21 protein-coding genes and 1 pseudogene are annotated in these 25,402 nt (G+C 58.9%); 5 read left to right on the top strand and 17 right to left on the bottom strand.

From position 1 onward, the window contains the following. Window positions 1-38: 38 nt before the first annotated feature. Window positions 39-1,523: a molybdopterin-dependent oxidoreductase gene (locus AARI_RS05725; RefSeq protein WP_013348384.1), complete on the top strand. Its 1,485-nt coding sequence runs from the start codon at window positions 39-41 to the stop codon at window positions 1,521-1,523. A gap of 32 nt (window positions 1,524-1,555) precedes the next feature. Here the strand turns inward: AARI_RS05725 and AARI_RS19845 are convergent, their stop codons facing one another. Further along, the gene (locus AARI_RS19845; protein ID WP_162094121.1) at window positions 1,556-1,729 is read right to left on the bottom strand and encodes a hypothetical protein; all 174 of its coding nucleotides are present in this window, start codon (window positions 1,727-1,729) and stop codon (window positions 1,556-1,558) included. Between the two features lie 369 nt (window positions 1,730-2,098). On the opposite strand from AARI_RS19845, the gene AARI_RS05715 reads away from it, so the two are divergent. After that, on the top strand, window positions 2,099-2,554 hold the full coding sequence (locus AARI_RS05715; protein ID WP_013348383.1) for a MarR family winged helix-turn-helix transcriptional regulator: 456 nt from the start codon (window positions 2,099-2,101) through the stop codon (window positions 2,552-2,554). 523 nt (window positions 2,555-3,077) lie between these two features. Here the strand turns inward: AARI_RS05715 and AARI_RS05710 are convergent. From AARI_RS05710 to AARI_RS05690, 6 genes are all read right to left on the bottom strand, one after another. After that, window positions 3,078-3,545, bottom strand: a complete 468-nt coding sequence (locus AARI_RS05710; RefSeq protein WP_013348382.1) for a YdeI/OmpD-associated family protein — start codon at window positions 3,543-3,545, stop codon at window positions 3,078-3,080. 189 nt (window positions 3,546-3,734) lie between these two features. Next, the gene (gene rbfA / locus AARI_RS05705) at window positions 3,735-4,169 is read right to left on the bottom strand and encodes a 30S ribosome-binding factor RbfA (protein WP_013348381.1); all 435 of its coding nucleotides are present in this window, start codon (window positions 4,167-4,169) and stop codon (window positions 3,735-3,737) included. 101 nt (window positions 4,170-4,270) lie between these two features. Continuing rightward, complete coding sequence (gene infB, locus AARI_RS05700; RefSeq protein ID WP_013348380.1) at window positions 4,271-7,213, bottom strand: translation initiation factor IF-2; 2,943 nt, start codon at window positions 7,211-7,213, stop codon at window positions 4,271-4,273. A gap of 176 nt (window positions 7,214-7,389) precedes the next feature. Beyond that, entirely contained in the window at window positions 7,390-7,710 is a 321-nt protein-coding gene (locus tag AARI_RS20400; protein ID WP_013348379.1) for a YlxR family protein, read from the bottom strand. A 140-nt stretch (window positions 7,711-7,850) separates the two neighbouring features. Further along, window positions 7,851-8,834, bottom strand: a complete 984-nt coding sequence (gene nusA, locus AARI_RS05695) for a transcription termination factor NusA (RefSeq protein ID WP_013348378.1) — start codon at window positions 8,832-8,834, stop codon at window positions 7,851-7,853. Window positions 8,835-8,836: 2 nt separating this feature from the next. Beyond that, a complete protein-coding gene (locus tag AARI_RS05690) occupies window positions 8,837-9,403 on the bottom strand; it encodes a ribosome maturation factor RimP (RefSeq protein WP_013348377.1) in 567 nt (188 codons plus the stop codon). A gap of 175 nt (window positions 9,404-9,578) precedes the next feature. On the opposite strand from AARI_RS05690, the gene AARI_RS05685 reads away from it, so the two are divergent. Further along, window positions 9,579-10,652, top strand: a complete 1,074-nt coding sequence (locus AARI_RS05685; protein ID WP_013348376.1) for a hypothetical protein — start codon at window positions 9,579-9,581, stop codon at window positions 10,650-10,652. 441 nt (window positions 10,653-11,093) lie between these two features. On the opposite strand, the gene AARI_RS05680 is transcribed toward AARI_RS05685, so the two are convergent. Next, entirely contained in the window at window positions 11,094-12,128 is a 1,035-nt protein-coding gene (locus tag AARI_RS05680) for an IS630-like element ISAar31 family transposase (protein WP_013348375.1), read from the bottom strand. Window positions 12,129-12,268: 140 nt separating this feature from the next. Here AARI_RS05680 and AARI_RS05675 point away from each other — a divergent pair, with 140 nt between their 5' ends. Then, a complete protein-coding gene (locus tag AARI_RS05675; RefSeq protein WP_013348374.1) occupies window positions 12,269-12,700 on the top strand; it encodes a hypothetical protein in 432 nt (143 codons plus the stop codon). On the opposite strand, the gene AARI_RS05670 is transcribed toward AARI_RS05675, so the two are convergent. The 4 genes from AARI_RS05670 to AARI_RS05655 form a co-directional block, all read right to left on the bottom strand. Further along, window positions 12,701-13,516: a TSUP family transporter gene (locus AARI_RS05670; protein WP_013348373.1), complete on the bottom strand. Its 816-nt coding sequence runs from the start codon at window positions 13,514-13,516 to the stop codon at window positions 12,701-12,703. It lies immediately after the preceding gene. 36 nt (window positions 13,517-13,552) lie between these two features. Next, window positions 13,553-15,340: a proline--tRNA ligase gene (locus AARI_RS05665; protein ID WP_013348372.1), complete on the bottom strand. Its 1,788-nt coding sequence runs from the start codon at window positions 15,338-15,340 to the stop codon at window positions 13,553-13,555. 818 nt (window positions 15,341-16,158) lie between these two features. Then, the gene (locus AARI_RS05660; protein ID WP_013348370.1) at window positions 16,159-17,949 is read right to left on the bottom strand and encodes a flavin-containing monooxygenase; all 1,791 of its coding nucleotides are present in this window, start codon (window positions 17,947-17,949) and stop codon (window positions 16,159-16,161) included. Window positions 17,950-18,068: 119 nt separating this feature from the next. Continuing rightward, window positions 18,069-19,235 carry a helix-turn-helix domain-containing protein gene (locus AARI_RS05655; RefSeq protein WP_013348369.1) on the bottom strand — a complete coding sequence of 389 codons (1,167 nt, stop codon included), beginning with the start codon at window positions 19,233-19,235 and terminating at the stop codon, window positions 18,069-18,071. Between the two features lie 316 nt (window positions 19,236-19,551). On the opposite strand from AARI_RS05655, the pseudogene AARI_RS05650 reads away from it, so the two are divergent. Beyond that, window positions 19,552-20,758, top strand: a pseudogene (locus tag AARI_RS05650) (ISL3 family transposase). On the opposite strand, the gene AARI_RS05645 reads toward AARI_RS05650, so the two are convergent. The 5 genes from AARI_RS05645 to ispG form a co-directional block, all read right to left on the bottom strand. Continuing rightward, window positions 20,741-21,292, bottom strand: coding sequence for a hypothetical protein (locus AARI_RS05645; protein ID WP_013348367.1), 552 nt, complete (start codon window positions 21,290-21,292; stop codon window positions 20,741-20,743). The pseudogene AARI_RS05650 and the gene AARI_RS05645 sit on opposite strands and share 18 nt — an antisense overlap. Window positions 21,293-21,765: 473 nt before the next feature. Continuing rightward, window positions 21,766-22,515: a hypothetical protein gene (locus tag AARI_RS05640; protein ID WP_013348365.1), complete on the bottom strand. Its 750-nt coding sequence runs from the start codon at window positions 22,513-22,515 to the stop codon at window positions 21,766-21,768. Between the two features lie 52 nt (window positions 22,516-22,567). Continuing rightward, on the bottom strand, window positions 22,568-23,260 hold the full coding sequence (locus tag AARI_RS05635) for a hypothetical protein (RefSeq protein WP_013348364.1): 693 nt from the start codon (window positions 23,258-23,260) through the stop codon (window positions 22,568-22,570). A 102-nt stretch (window positions 23,261-23,362) separates the two neighbouring features. Then, window positions 23,363-24,175, bottom strand: a complete 813-nt coding sequence (locus AARI_RS05630) for a GNAT family N-acetyltransferase (protein WP_013348363.1) — start codon at window positions 24,173-24,175, stop codon at window positions 23,363-23,365. Between the two features lie 37 nt (window positions 24,176-24,212). Further along, entirely contained in the window at window positions 24,213-25,379 is a 1,167-nt protein-coding gene (ispG, locus tag AARI_RS05625; protein WP_013348362.1) for a flavodoxin-dependent (E)-4-hydroxy-3-methylbut-2-enyl-diphosphate synthase, read from the bottom strand. Between the last annotated feature and the right edge of the window lie 23 nt (window positions 25,380-25,402).

Here is a 25,402-nt window from a genome sequence, read left to right as displayed (position 1 = left end):
TATTCCACGCGGTGGCTGGATTCTGTGCAGCGACAGTCATGTTCGCTGTCGCCCAATTCGCCTCGGCATTTTTCAACAGCGCCTCATCACCATTTTTCGCCCTGGGCTCGGCCATCATCGATCTGACTCCTCCATGGCTCAAGGACTTCGCCATTGCAACTTTCGGCACCAACGACAAGCTGGCGCTGTTCATTTCCATAGGTGTGGTGGCAACGGCACTGTCCGTGTTGGTCGGGCTTCTGGCCAAGCGAAGTTTCGCATTGGCCTGCGCCGCCATTATCGGTCTAGCCGTGGTGATGGCAAGCGCTGTGGTCACTCGTGCCTCCACCAGCCTGATCGATGTCCTGCCGACGGTGCTCGGCGCGGTTGCCGGCATGGGTGTTCTGCAGTGGCTCAACCGGCTGGCCTCAGCCACTGCAGCACGTCCAGGCGAAGATGCCGGCAGCCACGGCCCTAGCCGCAGAACTTTCTTGCTCAGCTCAGCCTTGTCGCTGGCTGCCGCTGCCATTGCTACCGGCGTTTCGACATCCCTCTCCGCTTCGCGCAACATGGCCGATGCTGCACGAAAGGCACTACGCTTGCCTGCAGCCCGAACCAAGGCAAAAGCCCTGCCCGCTGGGGTTCAGGTTGCTGAGGCAAATATGCCCCGATTCGTGACTCCGAACCAGAATTTCTACCGAATCGATACAGCCCTTTCGGTACCGCAAATCGACCCGGCACAGTGGTCCTTGCGAATTCACGGCATGGTGGAGAACGAATTCACCATGAGCTTCGACGAACTGCTGAACCAAGAGCTGGTGGAAACCTATCTGACGCTGACTTGCGTCTCGAATCCTGTTGGCGGCGATCTAGTAGGCAATGCCAAGTGGCTGGGCTATCCGCTGCGCAAATTGCTTGAGCGTGCGGTGCCGCAGGACGGGGCTGACATGGTTCTCTCGGCCTCGCATGACGGCTTCAGTGCTTCCACTCCGATCCAGGCCCTGACCGATGACCGGATGGCGCTGCTGGCCATCGGCATGAACGGCGAACCGTTGCCCTTTGAGCACGGGTTCCCGGTGCGCATGGTGGTTCCGGGCCTGTATGGCTATGTTTCGGCCACCAAATGGGTGGTGGATTTGGAAGTCACCCGATTCCAGGACAAGGCTGCCTACTGGACTACCCGTGGCTGGTCCGAGCGCGGTCCAATCAAGATGTCCTCCCGGATCGACACGCCCCGCCCGTTCGCCAAGGTCCCTGCCGGCGAAGTGGTGCTGGGCGGAACCGCGTGGGCGCAGACCCGGGGCATCTCGCGCGTTCAGGTGCAGATCGATGACTCTCCGTGGGAAGATGCCGAGCTGGCAGCCGAGGCCTCGGTGGATACCTGGCGGCAGTGGCGGTTCGCGTGGAAAGATGCTGCCCCCGGCATGCATTCAGCCACAGTGCGGGCCTATGACGCGCAAGGACAGCTGCAGACCAGCGAAAAAGCCAACCCGGTGCCCAATGGCGCCAGCGGCTGGCAGCGTCTGCAGTTCACGGTGCAGTGAGCATACCGGCAACTCGTTCCACTGACGTTGCGCTAGGCAGAATGCCGCTGGCGTTTAAGCCACATCTGCCGGGCCAGCTCCACGCCGGCTCCTTCCAGCTGGTCCCAGCGAGGTGCTCTTCCAGCGCGCAGCATGACCAGTTCAGCAATCGGCCCGGAGATTTCTTCACCGGTGCCCTGGTTGTATTGGACGTCAGTTGCGCTCATGCGCACCCTCTTGAGGATTGCTCGGCTGCCCAGCATTATTCCGGTGCGGGCAAGCCGGTGGGCCACTTCGGTGGCTGCCTCCGGTGGCATGCTGTGCTCGATTGACAGCGGACGCACGATGTCCTGGGTTAAGCATGGCACCGCCGGTTAGCTGCGGGGCACTGATGACATGTGCCGCAATGTCTTGCACCGTCCACCCATCGCACAGCCATGGACTTCCCTATTATTCCGGACCCAGCGTCCGCAGTATTTCTGCCAGCTGCAGGCGCTGCTCAATAATGGCTTCCCAGATCTGTTCTTCGTTCATCGCCCACACATCCTCCAAAGCAGTCAGTGACTCTGACTAAACAGTCAGGTATTCTGACTACTATGTCAATGGATCCCCCTCAACAACTTTCGGTCGGAACTTTGTTGTTCATTGCCCAGCGTGCTTTCGAAGAGGAAATCGCCACAGCCCTGCACGAACAAGGCTTCCAATTCACCTTGGCGCAGGGCCGACTGGCAGCGCGCATTGCCCAGCAGGGCAGCCGGCTCACGGAACTGGCAGACGCCGCTGGAATCACGAAGCAAAGCGCGGCCTATCTGCTCAAGGAGCTCGAAAGATCCGGCCTGGTGCTGCGGCAGCCGGACCCCAGCGATGCGCGCGCCCAACGCGTACTGCTGACTACTCGAGGACTGGCCGCCCAGCAGGCCGCTCGCGGTATTGAACAGGGCATCGAACGCCGCTGGGCGCAGTTGATCGGCGCCGCAAATTTCGCGCGGCTTAAAAGCGCCCTGGAAGACCTGCGTCCGCATCTGGATCGGCATCAGGGCGATTCAGACTAGGCATCTGCGTGTTCCACGGGATTAGCTCTGGTACCGCCTGCAGCTCACGATGCCACCGACGCTGACCCAACGCGACAGCGCTGTCTTCGTTCTCCCCTTGAGATAGTTCTGTCCGGTGAGTTTTGAGCAAAACTTGGTCCACAGAAAACTGATATCTCGCTAACGCCATGAGACAGCACGAACGCTCAACTGCTAAGTGAACCCAATTATGATCCTTCGGTTCGGTCGTATACCCGCACTTCGAACGGAACTTACCTCACTTCAATCAACGAGGGTCAGAGGTGGCCCTAGCCAGGCTGTTCCCCGATTACTGACCGTGGCAGGGCGCAGCAATGCCCCGCTAGGCGAACCTGGCAGGGCTTTGCTGTTGCCTATGCGGCGTCTTCCAAATCTGGTTGTGTAATTCAATATCCGGAAGCTTCTTCATTTTCAAAGCGGGCAGTTCAATCAGCCAGCTTCAAGTCGCATTCTCACCAGCGACAGAACCCATTATTGAGGGCAGCGGCTTCTTTACCGCTGCTTACTAATCTCGTGTATCTTCCCCTATATTCGTGCGAAGCGTCTTGATGACTTTCTCCACCCGGCGCGTTCTGGTGTCCTCGCCACGGGCCGAAATGATGGGATCCACATGGCCTCGCTGCTTGCTGTAGGACAGCTGGTTCCACGCATCGAGCAGTTCCGGCTCGGCGGCGAGCAGCACCGCTAGCGGTTCGGGCACTTCGACGGTGCGCGGCTCTTCGTCCAGTTCGAGTTTCACACTGATTTCATCGCCGGCGCCCTTGCCGGTGGCCGTCCGCGTCTCGGCGTTGAATGAAATCAGAAACTGCCCGTGCATGGAAGAAATGGTGTTGCGGTAGGTGTAGTCCCCGTCGATGCAGACGGTGACCGGCACGCGCTTGCCGCGGCCAAACCCGAACACGATGTCATCAGGAACGATGATGCCCACGTTGTTCCCGACAACAGCGCTGAGCGTGGTGGTGAATTCTGGCATTGACTGCACCTTTGATCGGATCCGATGGTTTCTGCTCACGCTATCCCACCGTGGGTGCGGCGACCAGAGTACGGCAAGGATTAGCGCTTCGCTGTGAGGGGAACCGGGATTAATGCACAACGCCCCGGCCAGCACGCAGTGCGTGCTGGCCGGGGCGTAGTTCCAGGCAGAGGCCGGCTCCACAAGCCCTTAGGCTTCTTCGGCGTCCTCGTCCTTCTTGTACGGGTCCTGGTCACCGGCGAAGTCCTTGCCTTCGCGCAGGGCTGCAACCTCGGCGTCCTTCTCACGGGCCTTGGCCAGCAGTTCCTCCAGGTGCGATGCACCCTCTGGGATCTCATCGGCTACGAAAGCCAACGTCGGGGTCAGGCGGATGGTCAGGTTGCGGCCCAATTCCTTGCGCAGGGCACCGCCACGCTTTTCCAGCATGGTTGCGATGTCCTTCTTCATCTCGTCATCGCCAAAGACGGTGTAGTACACCGTAGCGTGTTGCAGGTCGTTGGTGACGCGGGCGTCGGTCACGGTGACGTTGTCGATGCGCTCGTCCTTGATGACGGTGCGCAACGACTGGGCCATGAGGACCTGTACGCGCTTAGCCAGGCGTGCGGCGCGGGCTGAATCAGCCATGGTTTTCTCCTAATGGTTCAAAATTCGTGGGCGCTTGACCAAAGCTTATCGGTCAAGCGCCCACGAATCAGTGAGTCACACTGCTAATTGCTTGTCGGCAATTAGTCGCGTGGCTTTTCGCGCATCTCGAAGGTCTCGATGATGTCGCCTTCCTTGATGTCGTTGAACGACCCCAGGCCGATACCACATTCGAAGCCTTCGCGGACCTCGGTGACATCGTCCTTTTCGCGGCGCAGCGAGTCGATCGCCAGGTTGTCGCCCACGACGTTGCCGTCGCGTACCAGGCGAGCCTTGGTGTTGCGCTTGATGGTGCCCGAGCGGATGATCGAGCCGGCAATGTTGCCGAACTTCGACGAGCGGAAGACCATGCGGATCTCGGCGGTACCGAGGGCCACTTCTTCGTACTCTGGCTTGAGCATGCCCCTGAGCGCATTCTCGATGTCGTCGATGGCGGAGTAGATGACCGAGTAGAAGCGCATGTCAACGCCTTCCTTATCGGCCAGTTCTGCCACACGCTCGGCTGGGCGGACGTTGAAGCCAATGATGATGGCGTTGTCCACGGTAGCCAAGTTGACGTCGTTCTGGGTGATCGCACCGACACCGCGGTGGATCACGCGCAGCTGCACGTCGTCGCCAACCTCGATCTTCATCAGCGAGTCTTCCAGTGCCTCGACAGCACCGGAAGCGTCACCCTTGAGGATCAGGTTCAGGGTATCGATCTTGCCGTCTGCAACAGCCTTATCGAAGTCTTCCAGCGTGATGCGCTTACGGCGCTTGGCCAGCATTGCATTGCGCTCTGCGGTTTCGCGCTTGTCAGCGATCTGACGGGCGGTGCGCTCGTCTTCGGTGATCAAGAAGCCGTCGCCTGCACGTGGGACCGAGGACATGCCCAGGACCTGTACCGGACGCGATGGCAGTGCCACGTCGAGGTTTTCGCCGTTCTCGTTGAACATTGCACGCACGCGGCCGTGGGCGGTGCCCACAACCATGGTGTCGCCAACGCAGAGGGTACCGGACTGGACCAGGACGGTAACAACCGAACCGCGGCCCTTATCCAGGTTCGCTTCAATGGCAACGCCGCGAGCGGACTTGTCTGGGTTGGCCTTCAGCTCCAGGACGTCGGAGGTCAGCAGGACAGCGTCCAGCAGCTCGTCGATACCCAGCTTCTGCAGTGCCGAAACCTTCACGAACATGGTGTCGCCACCGTATTCCTCGGGAACCAAGCCGTATTCGGTCAGCTGGCCCATGACCTTGTCAGGGTTGGCGCCTTCCTTATCGACCTTGTTCACTGCGACGATGATTGGCACGCCAGCAGCCTGAGCGTGGTTCAGTGCTTCCACGGTCTGTGGCATGACGCCATCATCGGCTGCAACAACCAGTACGGCCACGTCGGTGACCTCGGCACCACGGGCACGCATGGCGGTGAACGCCTCGTGGCCCGGGGTATCGATGAAGGTCATTGCGCGTTCGCGACCTTCGTGCTCGTGGGTGATCTGGTAAGCACCGATGTGCTGGGTGATGCCGCCGTGCTCGCCCTCGATAACGTTCGACTTGCGGATAGCATCCAGCAGTCGGGTCTTACCGTGGTCAACGTGGCCCATGATGGTGATCACTGGGGCGCGCTCTTCAAGCACATCTTCGCCTTCAGCCTCAAGTTCGGCTTCCAGGTCCAGGCCGAAGCCTTCGAGCAGTTCCTTGTCTTCGTCCTCTGGGGAGACGACAAGTACCTTGTAGCCCAGCTCTTCGCCCAGGACCTCGAAGGTTGCCTCGTCAAGCGACTGGGTAGCGGTAGCCATTTCACCAAGGTGGAACAGTACGGTTACCAGTGCTGCCGGGTTGGCACCAATCTTGTCAGCGAAGTCGGTGATCGACGCGCCACGGCGCAGACGGATCTCGGTGTCACCGGTGCCGCGTGGAACATTCACGCCGCCCAATGACGGAGCACTCATCTGCTCCAATTCCTGGCGCTTTGCGCGCTTGGACTTGCGCTGCTTGCCGCGACCGGCGCCTCCCTTGCCGAAAGCACCGCCAACGCCACCGCGACCGCGTGGTGCACCTGGGCGGAAGCCGCCACCGGTACCGCCGCCGTTGCCGCCACCTGGGCGTCCACGGCCACCGGCACCTGCACCTGGACGTCCGCCACCTGCTGGCGCTGGACGATCGGTGCGGTTAGGCATCATGCGTGGGGTTGCAGTGGTTCCTGCACCGGCACCTGGGCGTGGGCCGCCTGCGCCGGCTGGGCGTGGTGCGCCCTGGCCTGCTGGACGTGGGCCACCTGCACCTGCTGGGCGTGGACCGCGCTGGCCGTCACGTGGTGGGCGTGGACCGCCCTGGCCGTCACGTGCTGGGCGTGGGCTGCGCTGGCCGTCGCGTGGTGGGCGAGGACCGCCCTGGCCACCTTCGCCGCGCATGCCCTGCTGCGATGAGAATGGGTTGTTGCCCGGGCGTGGACCGCCTGGACGTGGTGCGCCTGGACGTGGGGCACGACCGCCTTCGCGGTTGCCTCCGCCACGGCGTTCGCCGGACTCAGCGCCGCGCATGCCCTGCTGGGACGAGAACGGGCTGTTGCCTGGGCGTGGTGCACCTGGCTTTGGAGCTGGCTTGGCGCCTGGCTTCGGTGCTGGGGCTGCGCCCGGCAATGGTGCACCGGGGGTTGCCTTCGCGGTTGGAGCTGCTGGAGCAGCTGGAGCAGCTGGCGCAGCTGGCGCAGCTGGCGCAGCTGGCGCAGCTGGAGCTGGTGCTGCAGGGGCTGCTGGCGCGGCCGGAGCTGGCTTGGAGCCAGGCTTCGGAGCCGAGGCAGCTGGCTTGGAAGCAGGCTTTGGTGCTCCAGGGGTTGCTGGCTTGGCAGCGGCTGGCTTCGCAGCTGCTGGCTTAGCGGCGCCGTTGGAACCTGGGAATGCATCGCGCAGCTTGCGCGCTACTGGTGGTTCAACGGTCGAGGATGCCGAGCGAACGAATTCGCCCATGTCCTGCAGTTTGGTTAGTGCTTCTTTTGAAGTGATTCCGAGCTCTTTCGCGAGCTCGTGAACGCGGGGTTTAGCCACATCTCTCCTGTGTCGATGTGATCTGCTCAAACCCCGGTATCAAAAGATAAATCTTAGGATCAGCGGTCTGGCAGATCAGCTGTGTAATTCGTGAAATTCTTCCGTCGCACGGTGGATCACGCAGAACTGATTGTTCATCGTTGTGCGCTCAGCATTGCCGACTCATCGGGTTGCCATCAGATTTCTGACCCGCTTTCATCATGTTTGCCAGATAGCTGGTTTCCTGCCAGCTGATCTTCGTATGCAGTGAATTCCTGCAGTACCTGCGAATCGTCTACCGCGGACCTGAAAGCCCGCGCGAACGCCCGACGCTGCACTGCTTGCTGCACACACTTTTGTGTTCCATGGGTCCAAGTGCCCCGCCCGGAGGCGGAACCTTGTTGGTCCAGGCTCACCGCGCGCAGCGGTGCACCTTCTTTCAAGACCCAACGGATCAGCTCATTTTTACTGGTTACGGTTCGACAGCCAATGCACGTGCGTTGCTGATGCAGCTTCATGCGAGCGCCGTCCCCACCTTCCCAAGTTATTACGAGCCAACTACTAGTCTAGCGCGTTTGAACGCCATAGCACGCATGAGTTGTGGCTCACACGAAGCTAGGCGGCCAATACGCTGAACTGGATTTATACCACGAGCTCCTTAGAGCTGTGGTTCCTTGCCGCCGGACGCAGCGAGAATGTCGATGCGCCAGCCGGTGAGCTTCGCGGCCAGGCGGGCGTTCTGCCCTTCCTTGCCGATGGCCAGCGAGAGCTGGGAGTCAGGAACAACCACGCGGGCACGGCGTTCTTCTGCATCCAGGATCTCTACCGAGATGACCTTCGATGGGGACAAGGCAGCTGCGATGAACTTCGCTGGATCCTCGTTGTAGTCAACGATGTCGATCTTCTCGTCGTTCAGTTCATTCATCACTGCACGAACGCGGGTTCCCATTTCGCCAATGCAAGCGCCCTTGGCGTTAACGCCGGCCTTGGTTGCATGTACGGCAATCTTGGTACGGTGGCCAGCTTCGCGTGCCAGTGCTTCAACGGCAACGGTGCCGTCGGCGATTTCTGGAACTTCCATTTCGAAGAGCAGGCGAACCAGGTTCGGGTGCGAGCGGGACAGGGTCACTGCCGGGCCCTTGTTGCCGCGTTCTGCGGACACAACGTAGGCGCGCAGGCGGTTGCCGTGCTGGTACTTCTCACCCGGGGACTGCTCCACTGGTGGCAGCAGTGCTTCCAGATCACCGATTTTGACCTGCACCATGTGCGAGGAGTAGCCCTGCTGGATTACACCGGAAATCAAGGTGCCAACGCGGGCTGCGTATTCGCCAACAACCTGTGCGTCTTCTGCTTCACGCAAACGCTGCATGATTACCTGGCGGGCGGTCGATGCCGCGATACGGCCAAAGCCGTGCGGGGTGTCGTCGAATTCGCCCAGCAGCACGCCTGCATTGTCACGGTCCTCAACCAGGATCGCTACGTGTCCGTTGCTGCGCTCAATGTGTGCGCGGGCACCGGGCATTGCGCCTTCGGTTTTGTTGTAAGCCAGCAGCAGGGCGGACTCGATGGTTGGAATCAGGACATCCATTGGGATGTCTCGGTCTTTTTCCAGGATGCGCAGCGCATTCAGATCAATATCCACGCTTAGCCCTCCAAATCTTCAGTATCGATGGTGTCTAATAGTGCGTCATCGAAGTTCAGTTCTGGATCGACAACAGCTTTACGGATATTTTCAAAGGCATGGGTGGCAGGATCAAGCACCTTGACCTTCATGCCCTTTTTGGCCGGCTCGCGGTGTTCAGCAACCAAAACGTCGCTGTCGTTGACCTCAAGCAGGCGTCCACGAAGCTTCGTGCCGTCGGCCAGCGAAATCTTGACCATGCGGTTGATGGCGCGGATCCAGTGGCGCTGGGCGGTCAACGGGCGGGAAAGACCTGGGGAACTAACTTCGAGCTCATATGGAGCGGCCGACGCGTAGACGGCATCCTTGTCCAGGGCGTTGGAGATGGTGGTGGTAACTTCACCGAGTTCATCTAGGTTCAGCGATTCATGTCCGTCGGCCTTGTCGACAATGATCTGCACGATCATCTGCTTGCCGGAGGGACGCAGGCTCACTTCTTCTAAGAGAAGCCCGTGGGATTCTACTTCCTTGGAGAGCAATGCAGTCAGGCGCTGCGCTTCCTGTTCGGTATCGGCCGGCATTCCGGTCATGGATATCCTCCCACGCTATTCGATGTTGTCCGTTAAGCCTATATTGCGTTGCGCTCATTGAGAACATCTAAACGGTCTCAGGTGAAGGAACTCACGCCCAATTTCCCTTCATCGTGGCGCGCAGCACCGTACTTGCCCCATTTCTGCGCATTGAGCATGGCATGATCGAATCGCTATGACTGAAAAATCGCCGCATTCGCCTTCTCGCACCACAACGTCTGTACGCCGCGCTCCAGGCTGGATCGCTCCAGTTTTGTCCGGGGTGCTAGTCGCGGCAGTGACTTGGGGCATCGGCAGCACAGTCTTTCGCAGTGCGTTGGTTGAGCGTGGACTGCCCGAGACTGTCAACGAGGCCAGCGACGATGAACGCACGATGTGGGAGCTGGGCACACAGCTGGAGGATCTGGCTTCCCAAGCCCGGAAGTTAGCCGAATTGGCTCCGGGGGAATCCGCGTCGAGCGTGGCTGCGTTGGCAAGTTCCCTATCTCAGGGTTCGGCTCTGCTGGGCCAGTTGCGCTTCGATGATCAGCAGCCCGTAGCACTTGCGCAAAGCTACTCCCCCGAAGCAGTGGTTGAGCTTGCTTCGAAGGTCAGTGCCGTGTCCGCTTCGATGCCTGATTTTTCCCAGGCCGAACTTGGCAGGGACTCGATGCTGGCTCAGATAGCTTTCCAAATTAATCTCGATGCGCGCGGCACCGTCGCCGCCCTTGGCGAAGAACAGGATCTCGGCTTGGCCTTGCCGCTGAGCGAAGTCTCGGGTGAAGCAGATCAGAATGATCAACCGGTAGCATGCCTGCCCGATGCCGCTTTGCTGGATCCGGCGAAGAAGATCACCGAAGCGCAGAACATCGAGCCAACGGCAGTAGCCCGGGCTTTGGATCGTGGCTACGCACTTGATTTCCTGTTGCAGCTCAAGGCCGCCCGCGGGGCGGATGCAGCCAAGGATGCCATTGAGGCTCGACGTAGTGAATTGGGCCGGCAGCTTCACGCTCTGCGTAGCATTGTTGATGGACAGTGCGCGGATCTGCGTGAACCTGCCTATGCCCTGCCGGAAGATGGTTTAGCCAATTTAGCTGCGCTAGCCCAGGGCGCCGAGCAGGATTTCGCCGATGCGCTGGTCATCGCGGCAGGAAATACCGATGGAGAGGCCGGAACACAGATCTCCGCTACAGCCTTTAGCGTCGTTCAAGCTCTGCACAGCTCCGATCCAGCGAACCGCATACTGAAAAACGCCGCCGCCGGAGAATAAACCCGAAGCGACCGGCCTTGAATGCTTAGTGGTCACAAAAAATTATTACAAAATAATCACAAGGACTATTTATCCACCGGGGAATCAGTCCAACCTTCAAAGCTGCCACGAAGTTCCAAGGTCCATGGGATGCTTTTCCTGCTCATGCAGTCCCATCTCCGAAGATTCGTAAAACTGGTACTTCACATGCGTATATTAGAATTCGGAAACGAACTTAAATTTTAGGGGATAAATTTCCACTCCTTATTTCAATGACTGCAGCGATAAATGAATGACGCTCCAATTTCCCTGCCCTCGAAATTCTCAGGGAAAAGGTTTATCGTGAATTACAAGTGCTCGAGGTTTGGTTTTCAATCCGAAGATTCGGATTGCAATTCTCCGCTTCCCGCCACTTTATTGAGGAACTATGGCTCTCTTATTTCAAAAACGGTCGGCCAACCCTCAAATCTTGTAATCAAACGACCGCGACCGGGTATGCGCCTCAAACGCCGTCACCGTCGACTCAAAATCATCCCGCTGAACATTGCTAATCGCGTTCTTCGCATCATTCCACACATGCTCAATCGGATTATGATCCGGAGCATACGGCGGAAAATTGATCAAATGAACATCCCGTAACGACTGCCCCAGGCCCAGTTCAGCACGCAGCAACTGATTCTTATGCCACGTCGCGTTATCCCACACAATCACGATCTTCTTCCCCGGATACAACCCCACCAAGGTTTGCACCGCCTCTAAGATCGTGGCACTATTCTGCCAATCCAACCTCAACGTCAAACACTGCCCAGTGTTCTGATCCAAGAACCCAATAAACGACTGCGAAGCCTTCTGCCGGTCCACCTGCAACACCGTTTTCGTATTCTTCTCATACCAAGCCCGCCGCACCACAGCTTCCTGATCAATACGTACCTCGTCCGCAGCGGACACCAACGTATCCTCATCAGCCAAAGGAACCGCGAGTTCTTCCCGGATCTCTTTGATTCGCTGGTCAATGAGCTTGTCATCGGCTCGCCGCCGGTCAAACTTCTCCGGCTTATGAAAAGACAACCCCGCCATACGCAACAAGAACTGATACGACGTGGGCGAAGCATACTCAACGTTGAACGTAGTCGATAACCAGCGATCTAGTTTAGGAACATCCCAGAACTGCGCCGGCAAATACTCATCACCCGGCGGCTGGGAAAGCACCTGTTCCACGGCTTCTTTTTGCTCCGCGGTCAAGAAGCTTCGATTCAGATTTCCCGCGTGACCAGTGAACAAGGACGCCATGCGCTGCGTGCACCAGTCTCGGACCCAGTCCTCCAACGTGGAAGGTTCACGGTCCACGAAGTCAGCAACAATCACCGGATCAACACCAGCAGACAGCAGTAGTAAAGCTTCTGCTTTCTTCACGACGAGCTTGTGTGGTGCGGTGTTTTTGTAGTCTTTGAGCTGTTGGCGTTCTTTATCGGTGACCTCGGGGTTTCGCATACCCAAAAATTAACATTCTCTGGTCGGCGTTAGAGGATTAACGCGCCGGTCGGGTTTAGGTTATCGAATCCGATTTTGAACTGTGCCCGCCATATCAATATGCAGCTAGGTCGTCAATTGGAGGTTGGATAATGCCAGGTCGATTCATGCGTTCGAAGATAGCTGAACTGGTTAGCGAAGCAATCGGTTCGCGCCAGGGCCGCGAGCAACTCAGCGCGCACGGGTGGGTACAGGGAATGCCGATTGTGATCGCGCAACCCGAAGAAATCGTCAAGGATGTGATGTCGCTTGTGGCCGCACACCAGCCACCGGTGCTTGTTGCTACGTTCAATCCCGAAGACAACGAGTTGTGGTTCTTGTACGTTGCCATTGGTTGCACGGCGTTGAAGGTCGAAGATCCGCTAGAAGAGCACACCAGCATCGGAGAACTCTATAAAATGGCCGTGGGCTCCAGCTTCTTGACCTTCAGGATTGCCCAGATGCCAACAAGTTCAGTGGTCCATGCAATGGAACCGCAGCGGGTCAGGAACCATGCCGGTTACCGGCCCGTCAATATTTCCGCAGTCAACGGCCGCTAGCTACGCGCGGCCGGCCAGAATCAAGTCCGATCCGAGTTTGAGGATCAGACCGGAAACGACAATTACAAAGACTATGCGGATGAAGGCGCTGCCCTTGGAAATTGCCATGCGTGCGCCCAGATAGCCGCCGAGCATGTTCATCACGCCCATGGCAAGCCCCAGCCCCACCAGCACGTGCCCCGTCGGAACAAAGAGCAGCAGCGCACCCATATTGGTGCACAGATTCACGATCTTGGCCTTGGCTGAGGACTGCAGGAAGTTGTACCCCAGTACGGTGACCATCGCGATGATCAAGAATGAACCGGTGCCCGGTCCGATCATGCCGTCGTATCCGCCGATGACCAGGCCAATCATGATCGCCCGCAGGTAATGCGCACGACCGGTGTAGCGCAGCCGGGACAGCTCCCCCGCCTTGGGCTTGAGAATGGTGAAAAGCAGCACCGCGATCAATGCCGCGATGATAATCGGCTGGATGGCTTCAGCCGGCAGGATCGTGGCCAACGCGGCTCCGCCGAAGGCTCCTGCCATCGCAGTTATGGCCATTGGGATAGCGGTCTTCAGATCCGGACTGGTGCGCCGATAGTAGGTCACGGCACTGGTCGTGGTGCCGAAAATGGACCCCAGCTTATTGGTTGCCAACGCCTGGACCGGGGTAACACCGGGAAATAGAAGCAGCGCGGGCAATTGGATCAGGCCGCCTCCGCCAACCACCGCGTCGATCCATCCCGCACCCAAGGCCGCCAAAAGCAGGAGGACCAAGGGCCAGATGGAGACGGGTTCGCCGTTGACGGAGAGGAATTCCAGGATCTCTTGCACCGCGCTGCTCCCTATTCAGTTGTGTGCTGTTTCGGCCTAGGCGGTCAGTTCAGCAACGACGTTCTCGACGTTGACGTCACGGCGTTCGCCGGTGGCGCGGTCCTTGACCTCGACGACACCGTCAGCCAGGCCGCGGCCCACAACGACAATAGTTGGAATACCGATCAGTTCTGCGTCTGAGAACTTCACGCCGGCCGAGACCTTCGGACGGTCATCGAGGATGACTTCCTTGCCGGCGGCTTCGAACTGGCCAGCCAGCTTCTCGGCAGCTTCCAGCAGCTCCGGGCCCTTGCCGGTAACCACGATGTGGATGTCGGCCGGGGCGACCTGCTTTGGCCAGGCCAGGCCGTTCTCGTCGTGGTATGCCTCAGCCAGCGCTGCGACCGCACGGGTTACGCCAATGCCGTAGGAGCCCATGGTCACCACGGTCTGCTTGCCGTTCTGATCCAGGACCTTCAGGTTCAGCGCTTCAGCGTACTTGCGTCCAAGCTGGAAGATGTGTCCCATCTCGATGCCGCGCTCGGTGCGCAGCGGGCCGGAACCATCCGGTGCTGGATCGCCAGCAACCACGTTGACCGACTCGATGGTGCCATCGAAGCTGAAGTCGCGTTCTGCCACCAGGCCGAAGACGTGCTTGCCCTTTTCGTTGGCGCCGGTGATCCACGAGCTGCCCGAAACCACGCGAGGATCAACCAGGTAGGTGATGCCGCTGGTGCCTTCGGTACCCAGGACAGCGTTATCCAGGCCGTTGCCTGGGCCGATGTACCCGGCAACCAGTTCTGGGTGCTTGGCCAGATCTGCGGCGTTCGCTGCCTCGACGATGACTTCACCGGTGATGTCCAGTGCAATGCCAACCGTTGCTTCAACGCGCTTGAGGTCGACCTGGCGGTCACCTGGTACACCGATAACGACCAGCTGGCGGTTGCCTTCTGGATCGATGACAGCCAGAACCACGTTCTTCAAGGTGTCCTTGGCTTCCCAAGCACCGGATTCTCGTGGACGCAGCGAATTGGCTGCTGCGACCAAGGTCTCGATGGTTGGGGTATCAGGGGTATCGAGTACCTCAAACGCCGGTGCGTTGGTGTACTCGATAGCCTCTGGCACCACGGTGGTGACGGCTTCCACGTTGGCAGCATAGCCGCCTGGCGAACGCACGAATGTGTCCTCGCCGATAGCGGTAGGGTGCAGGAATTCTTCGGACTTGGATCCGCCCATGGCACCTGCCTGAGCGAACACTGGAACAACTTCCAGGCCCAAGCGCTCGAAGATCTTCAGGTACGCACCGCGGTGGGCCATGTAGGCCTCATCCAGACCTTCATCATCGATGTTGAAGGAGTAGGAATCCTTCATGATGAATTCACGGCCGCGCAGCAGGCCAGCGCGTGGGCGTGCTTCGTCGCGGTACTTGTTCTGGATCTGGTACAGGTAAACCGGCAGGTCCTTGTACGAGTTGTACAGGTCCTTAACCAGCAGCGTGAACATTTCCTCGTGGGTTGGAGCCAGGAGGTAGTCCGCATCCTTGCGGTCCTTGAGGCGGAACAGGCCATCGCCGTATTCAGCCCAACGTCCGGTCTGCTCATAAGGTTCACGTGGCAGCAGTGCCGGGAAGTGAACTTCCTGTGCACCAATAGCGTTCATTTCCTCGCGAACGATAGCTTCAACTCGCGCAAGGACCTTCAAACCCAACGGCAACCAGGTATAAATACCCGGGGCCGCACGACGGATGTAACCAGCGCGTACCAGCAACTTATGGCTGGCGACTTCGGCGTCAACCGGATCTTCACGCAAGGTGCGCAAGAAGGTAGTGGAAAGCTTCAAAACCACTCGGGGTGTCCTTTTCCGTCCGTCGACTCCCGAATCGTTTTCGGGTGCCGACTAGCTATGCAAAATCAAATGGGTTTTGGCCGCAAAGCCGGCCTGGATCAATGCTACCGCTTCCCACGACTTCCCAATAAATTCAAGGGCATTAGCGGGATCGTGTTGCGATAGTTCAGGTGCTTTCGCACCGTGGAATTCGTGGCCTTGGCTACATGGCGGCCGTCCTGAATCCCGCTACCACTGGGAGTCTCTTCGTGCATTGCTGCCCCAGCGACGCGGTTTCTTCCTGTTCAGCCCCGGGATTGCAACAGATATGGCTGATATTCCGGTCTCTGGGATTCGAGCCAATGCGACTGATCCTGCAGCCTCTCGGGGTGGTGGCCGTTGAGACGGATTCAACAAAAAGCTGATCGCATGGTGTGGAATTTTCCCGCCCACTTGGCCGAAACCCGATTCCTTGCTCCCCATGCAACCGGTGCACGCGCGCTGTCCGCGAGGGATCGCGCCGCCCACGGCGTGATCAGCCAATGACCTTGGAGCGCAGGGAGCCTTTGGAGCAGAAGTCAGAGCAGGCCGAACATTGCCGGCCGGTGCATCCGCCCCAAGGGTGAAGGCAACGATCGCTGAATTCACCGGCAGTGCGCGCATTTTCATTGCATTCATTTCAAGTTGGGAGAGGTATTCAGGCCACTCTATTTCAAAAGAATTTCGAGATAAAGCCTTGTGGCCACCACGCGGCTGATGCACAGCGGACCCGGAGGATCTGCAAAGTTGCATGATCTTCCGGGTCCGCTAGTGCCATTGCTCGCCAAGCAGCGGCCTGGTTAGGCGCGATGGTGGGTTTCGGCGAGCGCGTAGACCGGTGTCGGAATTCCTTCAAACCGGGCTTTGAGCTGCAGCCCCAAATACTTGGAATAGTGCCGGGACTGGTGCAGGTTCCCTCCGTGGAACCACAGGTTCTTGACCTTGGTGGGCTTCCACATGTTGCGCAGTTCACCTTGCCATGGGCCGGGGTCCTTGGCGGTGTCAGATCCCAAGCCCCAGCATTTGCCCACTTCGTCTGCGACTTCTTGCGAAATCAGCTTCGCAGCCCATCCGTTCATCGACCCATAGCCGGTCGCGTAGACCACCGCATCGGCCGGCAGCTGCGTGCCATTTGCCAGGACGACGGAGCTCTCGGTCAAATGGGAGACCTCGCCCTTGGCCAGGGCGATGGATCCGTCGGCTACCAGCTCGCTGGCTCCGATATTGATGTAGTAGCCCGAGCCTCTGCGCAGGTACTTGAGGAACAACCCGGAGTCGTCGTCTCCAAAGTCCAGGTCGAATCCTGCATTCTCCAAGGACTGATAGAACCCAGCGTCTTGTTCGCGGATCTGCGCAAAGGCGGGTTTGTGGAACTCGGGCAGGACTTTGTACGGGATCGACGCGAAGATCAAATCTGCCTTGTTGTGGTCGATTCCGGAGGCGAGCGCTTCTTCGGAATACAGTCCGCCAAGTACGTGCTTCATCAGCGATTCAGAACGCACAATGTGCGTGCTGGAGCGCTGGACCATGGTGGGATGGGCCCCGTTTTGCACCAGGTCGGCGCAAATGTCGTGTGCGGAATTGTTTGCGCCGATCACCACGACGTTCTTGCCTGCGTAGCGTTCACCGCCCGGATGCGTCGAAGAGTGGTTCTGCTCCCCGGTGAACTGTTCGGCACCGGGGTACTGCGGGATGTTGGGAATTCCGGACATGCCGGTGGCGAGGACCAATTGCGTAGGGCGCAGGGTCAATGGGACGCCATCTCGTTGAACCTCAACGATCCACCCGTCGCTTTCTGGATCCTGGCGGGCGCTGGTAGCCTCGGTCAGCGGCCAATAGTCCAGCTCCATGAGCTTGGTGTAGCTTTCGAGCCAATCCCCCATTTTGTCCTTGGGCGTGAAGACTGGCCAGTGGTCGGGAAATTCGATGTACGGCATATGGTCGTACCAGACCGGATCGTGCAGGGCCAGGGAGTGGTAGCGCGAACGCCATTGGTCGCCCGGGCGCGGATGCTTGTCAATGACCAGCGCGGGCACTCCCATGCGCTTGAGCCGAGCCGCCAGACCGATGCCGCCTTGACCGCCGCCGATAATCAGCGTGTAGGGCTGCTCGGTAATGCCCAACGATTGCTGCTGCGCAATGCGCCGATCCAGCCAGTTTTCCTTGCTCATTGACGAACCGTGCTCCGCGCCGAGTTCGCGCCGGAGCCCGGCTGGTTCCGGAAACTCGCGCAGCCCTTGTGCGGTACTGAGCAGGGTCCAGCACTTGTTATCGCGCAGCCGGAAGAGCCCTAGCCCTTCCATCCGGTCGTTTTCGAAACTAAACCAGGCTTCAATGACCCCGTCAGCATCTGCCGCGCTGGTCACCTGGATGTTCCTGGGCCAAGCGCCCCGCTCTATACCCAGAAGCATCTTGGCAATGTCCTCTTTGCCTTCGCTGGTGTGCAAGTTCCATGTCAGTGCGGTCAGATCCCGCCAATAGCATTCATCACCAAAGAGCTCGGTGGCGCTTTGCACGTCACCCACTTCCAAGGCTTGCTGCAACTGGGTGGCCCAAGCTTGGGCTTGTGCTTGTAGTTCATTGCTGGACATGCTCATCACTTCACTTCATCGCCGGAGGAGAATCTATGCGACGGGAGGCCGCGTGAGAGCAATACTATGATCCACGCCACAAATAAGAAGCGTTGCAAAACGTTGCACTCCAGATGGGGTTAAGGCAGCACCGGCACAACCAGACGATAGGGGCGGGAAACGATCAGCCCATGCAGTTTAGAGCGCAGCCGGGAGATTTCAGCGCGAATGGTGACGTTGGGCGTTCCAGCTGGCCACAGCTGTTGCAATTCCTGCAGTGCTACCCCAGACGGGCAGGAAGCGAGCAAAGCCAGGATCTGCCAGTGCTTTGCACTGAGCGGAATGCGAGTTGCTCCGCTGGGCGAATGCACCACGGCCTGCGGATTTGTTCCAGCGATCAATTCCAAACTGGCATCCTCTTGGGTTCGCAGCAGCACCCAGCCTCCAGCGGTGCTGCGCGCATCGACCAGTCCCACTCCTGCGATCCAGTTCTGCCCTTCGCTCATGGACCGCGGCAAGCTAACGCGGGAACCGACGCTATACCCATGGGCGGCGGCCACTGATCCCTGTGCATCCACCAGCAGGTATTCACCCTTCGGCACTGCGGCACTCAGCGCCAGATGCTGCATTTTCAATGCATGTGCGGCGCGCAGCATGGATTCGGCCTCTCGGGCCACGGATGTGGCCAGGGCCAGCGAATGCGGGTGCGCTGTGCGGAAAGATCCTGCCAGGGTAATCGTGCCAACCAAGCCCGTCGTGCAAGGATTGATGACCGGCGCAGAGGTGCAGACCCATGAATGCTGTTCTTCGCGGGCATGTTCGGGACCAAAGATCTGGACTGGCGCCCTTTCGGCCATGGCGGCACCGATTCCATTGGTTCCAACATCGGCTTCGCGCCATCGCGCCCCGGGGATGAATCCAATGCCGTCGCTGCGGCGCCGTACCGTCGAGGGGCCATGGACCCACAGCACATAGCCCTGCTGGTCAGATATCACCAGTTGGTTTCCGGCTTGCGTGGCCATGGAGAGCAAACGGTCCCTGAAGAGCCCTACCAGTCCGTTGAGTTCTTGATTGGACTCCCTGCGTTCGCCGATGGCCGCAGAATCCAGCGGCACGATGCCTTTTCCTAGCGAACCGGCACGCGACCATGAGCGGGCCACTACGGGACGTACCAGTTCCGGGATGCTAGCGCCCTGAGCCCAATGCTGATACAGGTTCTTGAGACTGCGCACTTTGCTTGCCGGGTCTTCGCCGGCTGTCAAGGCAGCTTGTATGGGCTCGCGCGTTATCCCATGTTCCAGAGTCATTTACTGAGAATGCCACGGTTTGCGCATCTTTGGGAAGCGTTCTGCTGTTCAAAGACGTCAAAGCCCTTCCGGTTCTGGGAACAGGAAGGGCTTAGATTGACTGTTGAGTTCTTACTTGGCCGCGGCCTTGACCTCTTCAACGGCCTTATTCAGTTCTTCAACGAGAGCCTTCACGGCTTCATCGTCGCTTTGTTGGCTCTTCACAGATGAGGGTGTAGCGCGTAGTCAAGGATCGAACGGCGTGGCGCTGCCCGGGTAGGCATCGAGGCCTTCCGATGATGGAAGTTCTCACACTGCCCATCTGGAAGACCTCGACGTGCCTGACGCTACCTTCACCGACCCTGACCTGACCATGTTCTGCCGCTTGAATGAGCTCGGCCTTGAGGCCACCGGTCAGCGCCTCGAGCCCGCCGGTGCGGTCCTGGCCTGTCGAGTCGTCGAACCCGACCGCTGGTGCCGACGCTGTGGCTGTGAAGGAACCGCGCGCGGCACGGTTGTCCGCCGGCTGGCCCACGAGCCGTTGGGGTGGCGTCCGACGACGTTGGAGGTCACGGTCCGCCGCTACCGGTGCACCGGCTGCGGCCACGTGTGGCGCCAAGACACGTCTTTGGCGGCCGAGCCACGCGCGAAGCTCTCCCGGCGAGGGCTGGCGTGGGCGCTGGAGGGCATCGTCATCGCCCACCTGACGGTCGCGCGGGTCGCTGAGGGGCTCGGGGTTGCGTGGAACACCGCCAACGATGCCGTCCTGGCCCAGGGCACACGCGTCCTGATCGAGGACCCGAACCGCTTCGAGGGCGTCCGCGTGCTCGGCGTCGACGAGCACGTCTGGCGGCTCCAAGCGAGTCTTCAAGGAGTGGCTCGCCGCTCGCCCTCAGGCATGGCGTGAGGCCATCGAAGTCGTCGCGATGGATGGCTTCACCGGGTTCAAGAGCGCCACCGCCGAGGAACTGCCCGACGCGGCTGCGGTGATGGATCCCTTCCACGTCGTGCGCCTTGCCGGTGATGCCCTCGACCAGTGCCGACGCCGAGTCCAGCAGGAACTGCACGGGCACCGCGGCCGCAAAGACGACCCGCTCTACCGTGCGCGTAGAACGTTGCACACCGGCGCGGGCCTGCTCACCGACAAGCAGCAGACCCGCCTGCAGGAGCTGTTCGTGCTCGAGGAGCACGTGCCCGTCGAGGCGACCTGGGGGATCTACCAGCGGATGATCGCGGCCTACCGCGAGAAGGACCGATCCCTCGGCCGCGCGGCGATGGAGGCGCTCATCGACGCCGTCAGCCAAGACGTCCCCGCCGGGCTGGACGAGTTGCGCAAGCTCGGTCGGACCCTGAAGGCTCGCGCCACCGACGTGCTGGCCTACTTCGAGCGGCCTGGCACCAGCAATGGCCCCACAGAGGCGATCAACGGACGCCTGGAGCACCTGCGCGGCTCGGCCCTGGGCTTCCGCAACCTGACCAACTACATCGCCAGATCCCTGCTCGAGTCCGGCGGATTCAGACCTCAACTACACCCTCATCTGTGAAGAGCCGCTTTGTTCGGCAGTTATGGTCTGCGAAACGGAAACCACGTTCTCGCCTACAACACCCTGAATCTGGTACGAACCACCAGGTACTTCAGTTCCGTTCATCACCACAGCCGTGTGCGTCGCGATGGTCGAGTCAGCATCGGAGTCGGCCTCAAGGATCTGGGCGGAAGCGGAAACCTCTTGGCCCGCAACGCTCATCGCGAACTCATCGCACCCCTGCAAGTCCTTGGCATCAATCATCTTCTTGACCGTATCCAACTTGGAGGCATCCTCGTAGCCGGCCACGGAGTAGCTGTTGCTCTCACCAGTTGCATTCACCTCGATCGCTACAGCCATATTGATACCCTCAAGATCCTGGGTTCCTTGCTGGGAGACGTACTCAGCGCATTTTTCAGGCTTGATCTCCATCTGATCAATCAGGCCCTTGGCACTTTCTAACGAGCCGCTGAGCGCTTCGCTATCCAATACCTGCACATTCTCGCCCTCGCCACCCAAAGTCTTGGCAACTGCAGCGGCCTGCTCAGCGCTCAATGCCGGGACGCCAGTGCTTTCCTACTGCTGAGGAGCTTCGGACGAGCCAGTTTCTGCTTCGGTTCCTGCGTTAGAGCCGCAACCGGCCAAGACAAAGGCAGCTGCAACAGGCAGCACCCAGAGTGAACGCTTCTTCATGGTGTTTTCCTCACGTTGTGGTTGGATAGCCAGTTACAGCATTTCACAATATGTTGGAAATAAAAGCACTACCAAGGAGTGTTACAGCGAATTGAATAGTACCAACTTTAAATTTGAAGGGTCAAAAGTTTAGCCCCTTGTACAGAGCCCCAGGAATCCACCAGTCAAACGAGATTCTTCCCCCTGCGCGCAGAAAAATCCCCGACGGGTTGGAAATGATTCCATCGCCGGGGATTTTATTATGACTAGAAGAGCCTTGATTCGAATGGCCGCGGTACTGCTACCTGTTGCTAAACCACCGCGCACTCAGGGGAACTGCTGTCATCGGATAGAAGCTACTGTGCCGCTTCAAGCCCAGCGAATGCCTGATCAGTCAGCTGAACTGCCTGGGCGGACAGCTCGGCTGCTTGCTGTGTTCCGGTCTGCAAGGTAACCAACACGAATTTGTCACCCTTCAAGGCCTGCACAGCTACCGAAGTCAAAGTTTGTCCACCGCCTGCATCCATCGAGGTAGACATGGTCAACGACTGGTCGGCTTTGACATCCAGTGGCAGGATCTGTCGTTCAGCTTCGATCTGCTCGCCACCGAGCTGCAACTTCACTTTTTCACAGCCCTCCAGGTCATCAAGCTTCAAGGCCTTCGAGATGTTGTGGCGGGTAGCGTCATCGGTCAAAGCGAATATCTGCACAACTTTACCGACGGCTTGCGAGGAACTGGTTGCCGTTGCCGATACCGATGCGGTCAAATCGGTCACCGTGTACTTGGCGTTCAGCTCAGCACATTTTTCCGGCTTGATTCCGCTGGGCAGATCCGCTTCCTTGGCGATTTTCAGTTGTTGCTGCATTTGCGCGTTGCCAATGACCTGTACTGCTTGGTCTCCGTCGAGAAGATTTTTGGCGATGGCTTCAATCTGCTCCCCCGACAATTTTCCGGCCTTGCCTTCTCCCGCCGGTGGGGATGCTTTTTGCGACTGTGCTTGCCCGCTTGCACTATCAGTGCTTTCCGAACTTTGTTCTGCAGAGCAGCCGGTTACAGCCAGCATGAAGGCAATCGGCAAAGTCCATAGGGTCAAACGCTTAGTCATCTCGGTCTTTCTGTTGTTTTCTCCGGGGCTTGCATTGGGAGGTTGGCGCCGGTCACTGATTGAGTTGGCCCAGGAGAGTTTGCACAGCCACGGTTGCTGATGAAACTTGTTCGGCAGCTGTCCCGGATTTCCGCTTCTCTTGCAGCCCGATAAGAACGTTCGAGTTGGCCGAACGAACGATAAGTTGCTGTTCTGTAGTTGAGCCGTCGCTGCTGGTCACTACATAGCTTTCGTTCAGCGCGGCCTGGGTATCTACAGGTTGCTTAGCCAGGTGGTAGGCGCGGGATTCATCTCCGGATTTCACCGTATAGCGGGAGCAGCCTGAACTTTCTTCGCTCTTGGCCTGCCATTGTTCCTTCAGGACTTCTTCGTCCTTGAATAGGGCAACGGTCAGGTAACCGCCGGGATATTCAATAGCGCCCATGGTGGCATTTTCCAGTTGCTCGGCAATAGGCGCGGCAAAAGTAACGCCGCATTTGCTGGGATTCACTTCAATGTTTTCCATCCAGTCCTGTGCAGCTGGAATGCTGGAACGCAACGCTTTGTCCCCGAACACCTTGGCCTCAGGCATGGATTCAGCGAACTCCTGCAATTCAGTCTCCAACTGCTTTGCATCCAGCACTACCGCCGTGGAATTACTGTTGTTGCCTTCGATTGGACCATCTTCTGAGCAGGAAGCCAAGAGCAGTACGGAGAATACGCAGGACACCGCCATGATCTTCTTGCCGGTAAATACTGCTGGCACAATTCTCCCTGCCTGTGGTTGCAATACCTACGAGTCTAAGAGATCCTGACGCACTTCACGCAAATTAAGAAAACTTCGAGACAATCACCCGGAGGGCAAGTGCTAGAACAGGATCGTGGCGAAGGTGCCGACCTGCTCGAAACCGATGCGCTGATAAGTCTTGATCGCCGCGGTATTGTAATCGTTGACGTACAGGCTCACAATTGGGGCGAACTGCTTGGCATAGTCCACGGTGGCAGCCATATAGCCGGCGGCGAGGCCCTGCCCGCGGTATTTCGGGTTAACCCAGACACCCTGGATCTGGACTGCTTTGTCAGTGACAGTGCCTAGATCAGCCTTGAAAATAATGTTGCCCCGCTGATCGCAGTCGATCAGGGTATGCCCATCACGGATGAGCTGCCGGACTCGGTTTCGGTAAAAGCTTCCGCCGTTTTCCAACGGCGAGTAGCCAAGTTCTTCTTCAAACATCGCAGCACTGGCCGGCAGCACCAGATCGAATTCTTGAACTTGCGCTGGGCGAAGCTGGTTACGGCGAATACTCGCCGGGCATTCCGTGATCGCCATCAACGGCTGATTATCACGGACGTCGAAAATTTCTAGCTGACCGCCTTGCAAAACGTCATGCATCGCCAAAACGGTTTCTGCCGGCCCGAAGACCGAGGCGAAACGCTGCCGGGATTCAAGGGCATGCGCCGCATACCTCTTGGCGTCTTCGGCCGGCATGGCGGTGGGCGCCAAATTGGCGCCCACCCAGCATGCCGATTCAAGACCATCATCGCCGTCCAGCCCAATGATGTGGGAGAACCCATCTGGTACGGCTGAACGGTGCAGGCTCATCTGGGAACGGGTGAAGATATTGGCGACGGGGTCGCGATCGAGCAGCTCAATGAGGGCTGTCGTATCATGACGACCCAAGGTGCGCGGCTCCCCCTCGGCGCTTCGCCGGCTGATTCTAGCTGACGGAGACCACGGGAGAACCCGAGGAAGGATTCTCGTCATTGTCCAGTCCCATTTCTGCTGCCAAACGGTTGGCTTCTTCAATCAAAGTCTCGACAATCTGGTCTTCGGGAACAGTCTTGATGACTTCACCCTTGACGAAGATCTGTCCCTTGCCGTTGCCCGAGGCGACGCCGAGGTCGGCATCGCGTGCTTCGCCCGGACCATTGACAACGCAACCCATGACGGCCACGCGCAGTGGTGCCTTCATCCCTTCCAGACCAGCGGTGACCTGCTCGGCCAACGTGTACACATCAACCTGGGCACGCCCGCATGACGGGCAGGAAACGATGTCCAGCTTGCGCGGACGCAGGTTCAGCGACTCCAGAATCTGGTTGCCGACCTTGACCTCTTCAACCGGAGGAGCCGACAGCGATACGCGGATGGTGTCGCCGATGCCCTTGGAGAGCAAAGCGCCGAATGCGGTAGCTGACTTGATGGTGCCCTGGAATGCTGGACCAGCTTCGGTCACGCCCAGGTGCAGTGGCCAGTCGCCACGTTCTGCGAGCATCTCATAGGCGCGAACCATGATCACCGGATCATTGTGCTTCACCGAGATCTTGAAGTCATGGAAGCCATGCTCTTCAAACAGGGAGGCTTCCCAAACGGCTGATTCAACCAGCGCTTCAGGAGTGGCCTTGCCGTACTTGGCCAGCAGGCGGCGGTCCAGCGAACCGGCGTTAACGCCGATGCGGATGGAAGTGCCATGGTCCTTGGCAGCCTGGGCGATTTCCTTGACCTGGTCATCGAACTGGCGGATATTGCCCGGGTTCACGCGCACCGCGCCACAGCCGGCCTCGATGGCAGCGTAGACGTACTTTGGTTGGAAATGGATATCGGCAATGACCGGGATCTGCGACTTCATCGCAATGATCTTCAGCGCTTCCGCATCCTTATCAGTTGGGCACGCAACACGAACAATGTCGCAGCCTGCAGCGGTCAGCTCAGCGATCTGCTGCAAGGTGGCGTTGATGTCGTAGGTCTTGGTGGTAGTCATCGACTGAACCGAAATCGGCGAGTCGGAGCCGACACCTACGGATCCAACCTGGAACTGGCGAGTCTTACGACGTGGTGCGAGTACCGGCGGTGGGCCTGCCGGCATGCCTAGGCTGACCGAAGTCAATGGACGCCTCCGAATAGATTGTG

This window comes from Glutamicibacter arilaitensis Re117 (assembly GCF_000197735.1).
Classification (GTDB): Bacteria; Actinomycetota; Actinomycetes; order Actinomycetales; family Micrococcaceae; genus Glutamicibacter; species Glutamicibacter arilaitensis.
The sequence above is the reverse complement of the archived record's forward strand: the minus strand, read 5'-3'. Positions and strand labels throughout refer to the sequence as shown.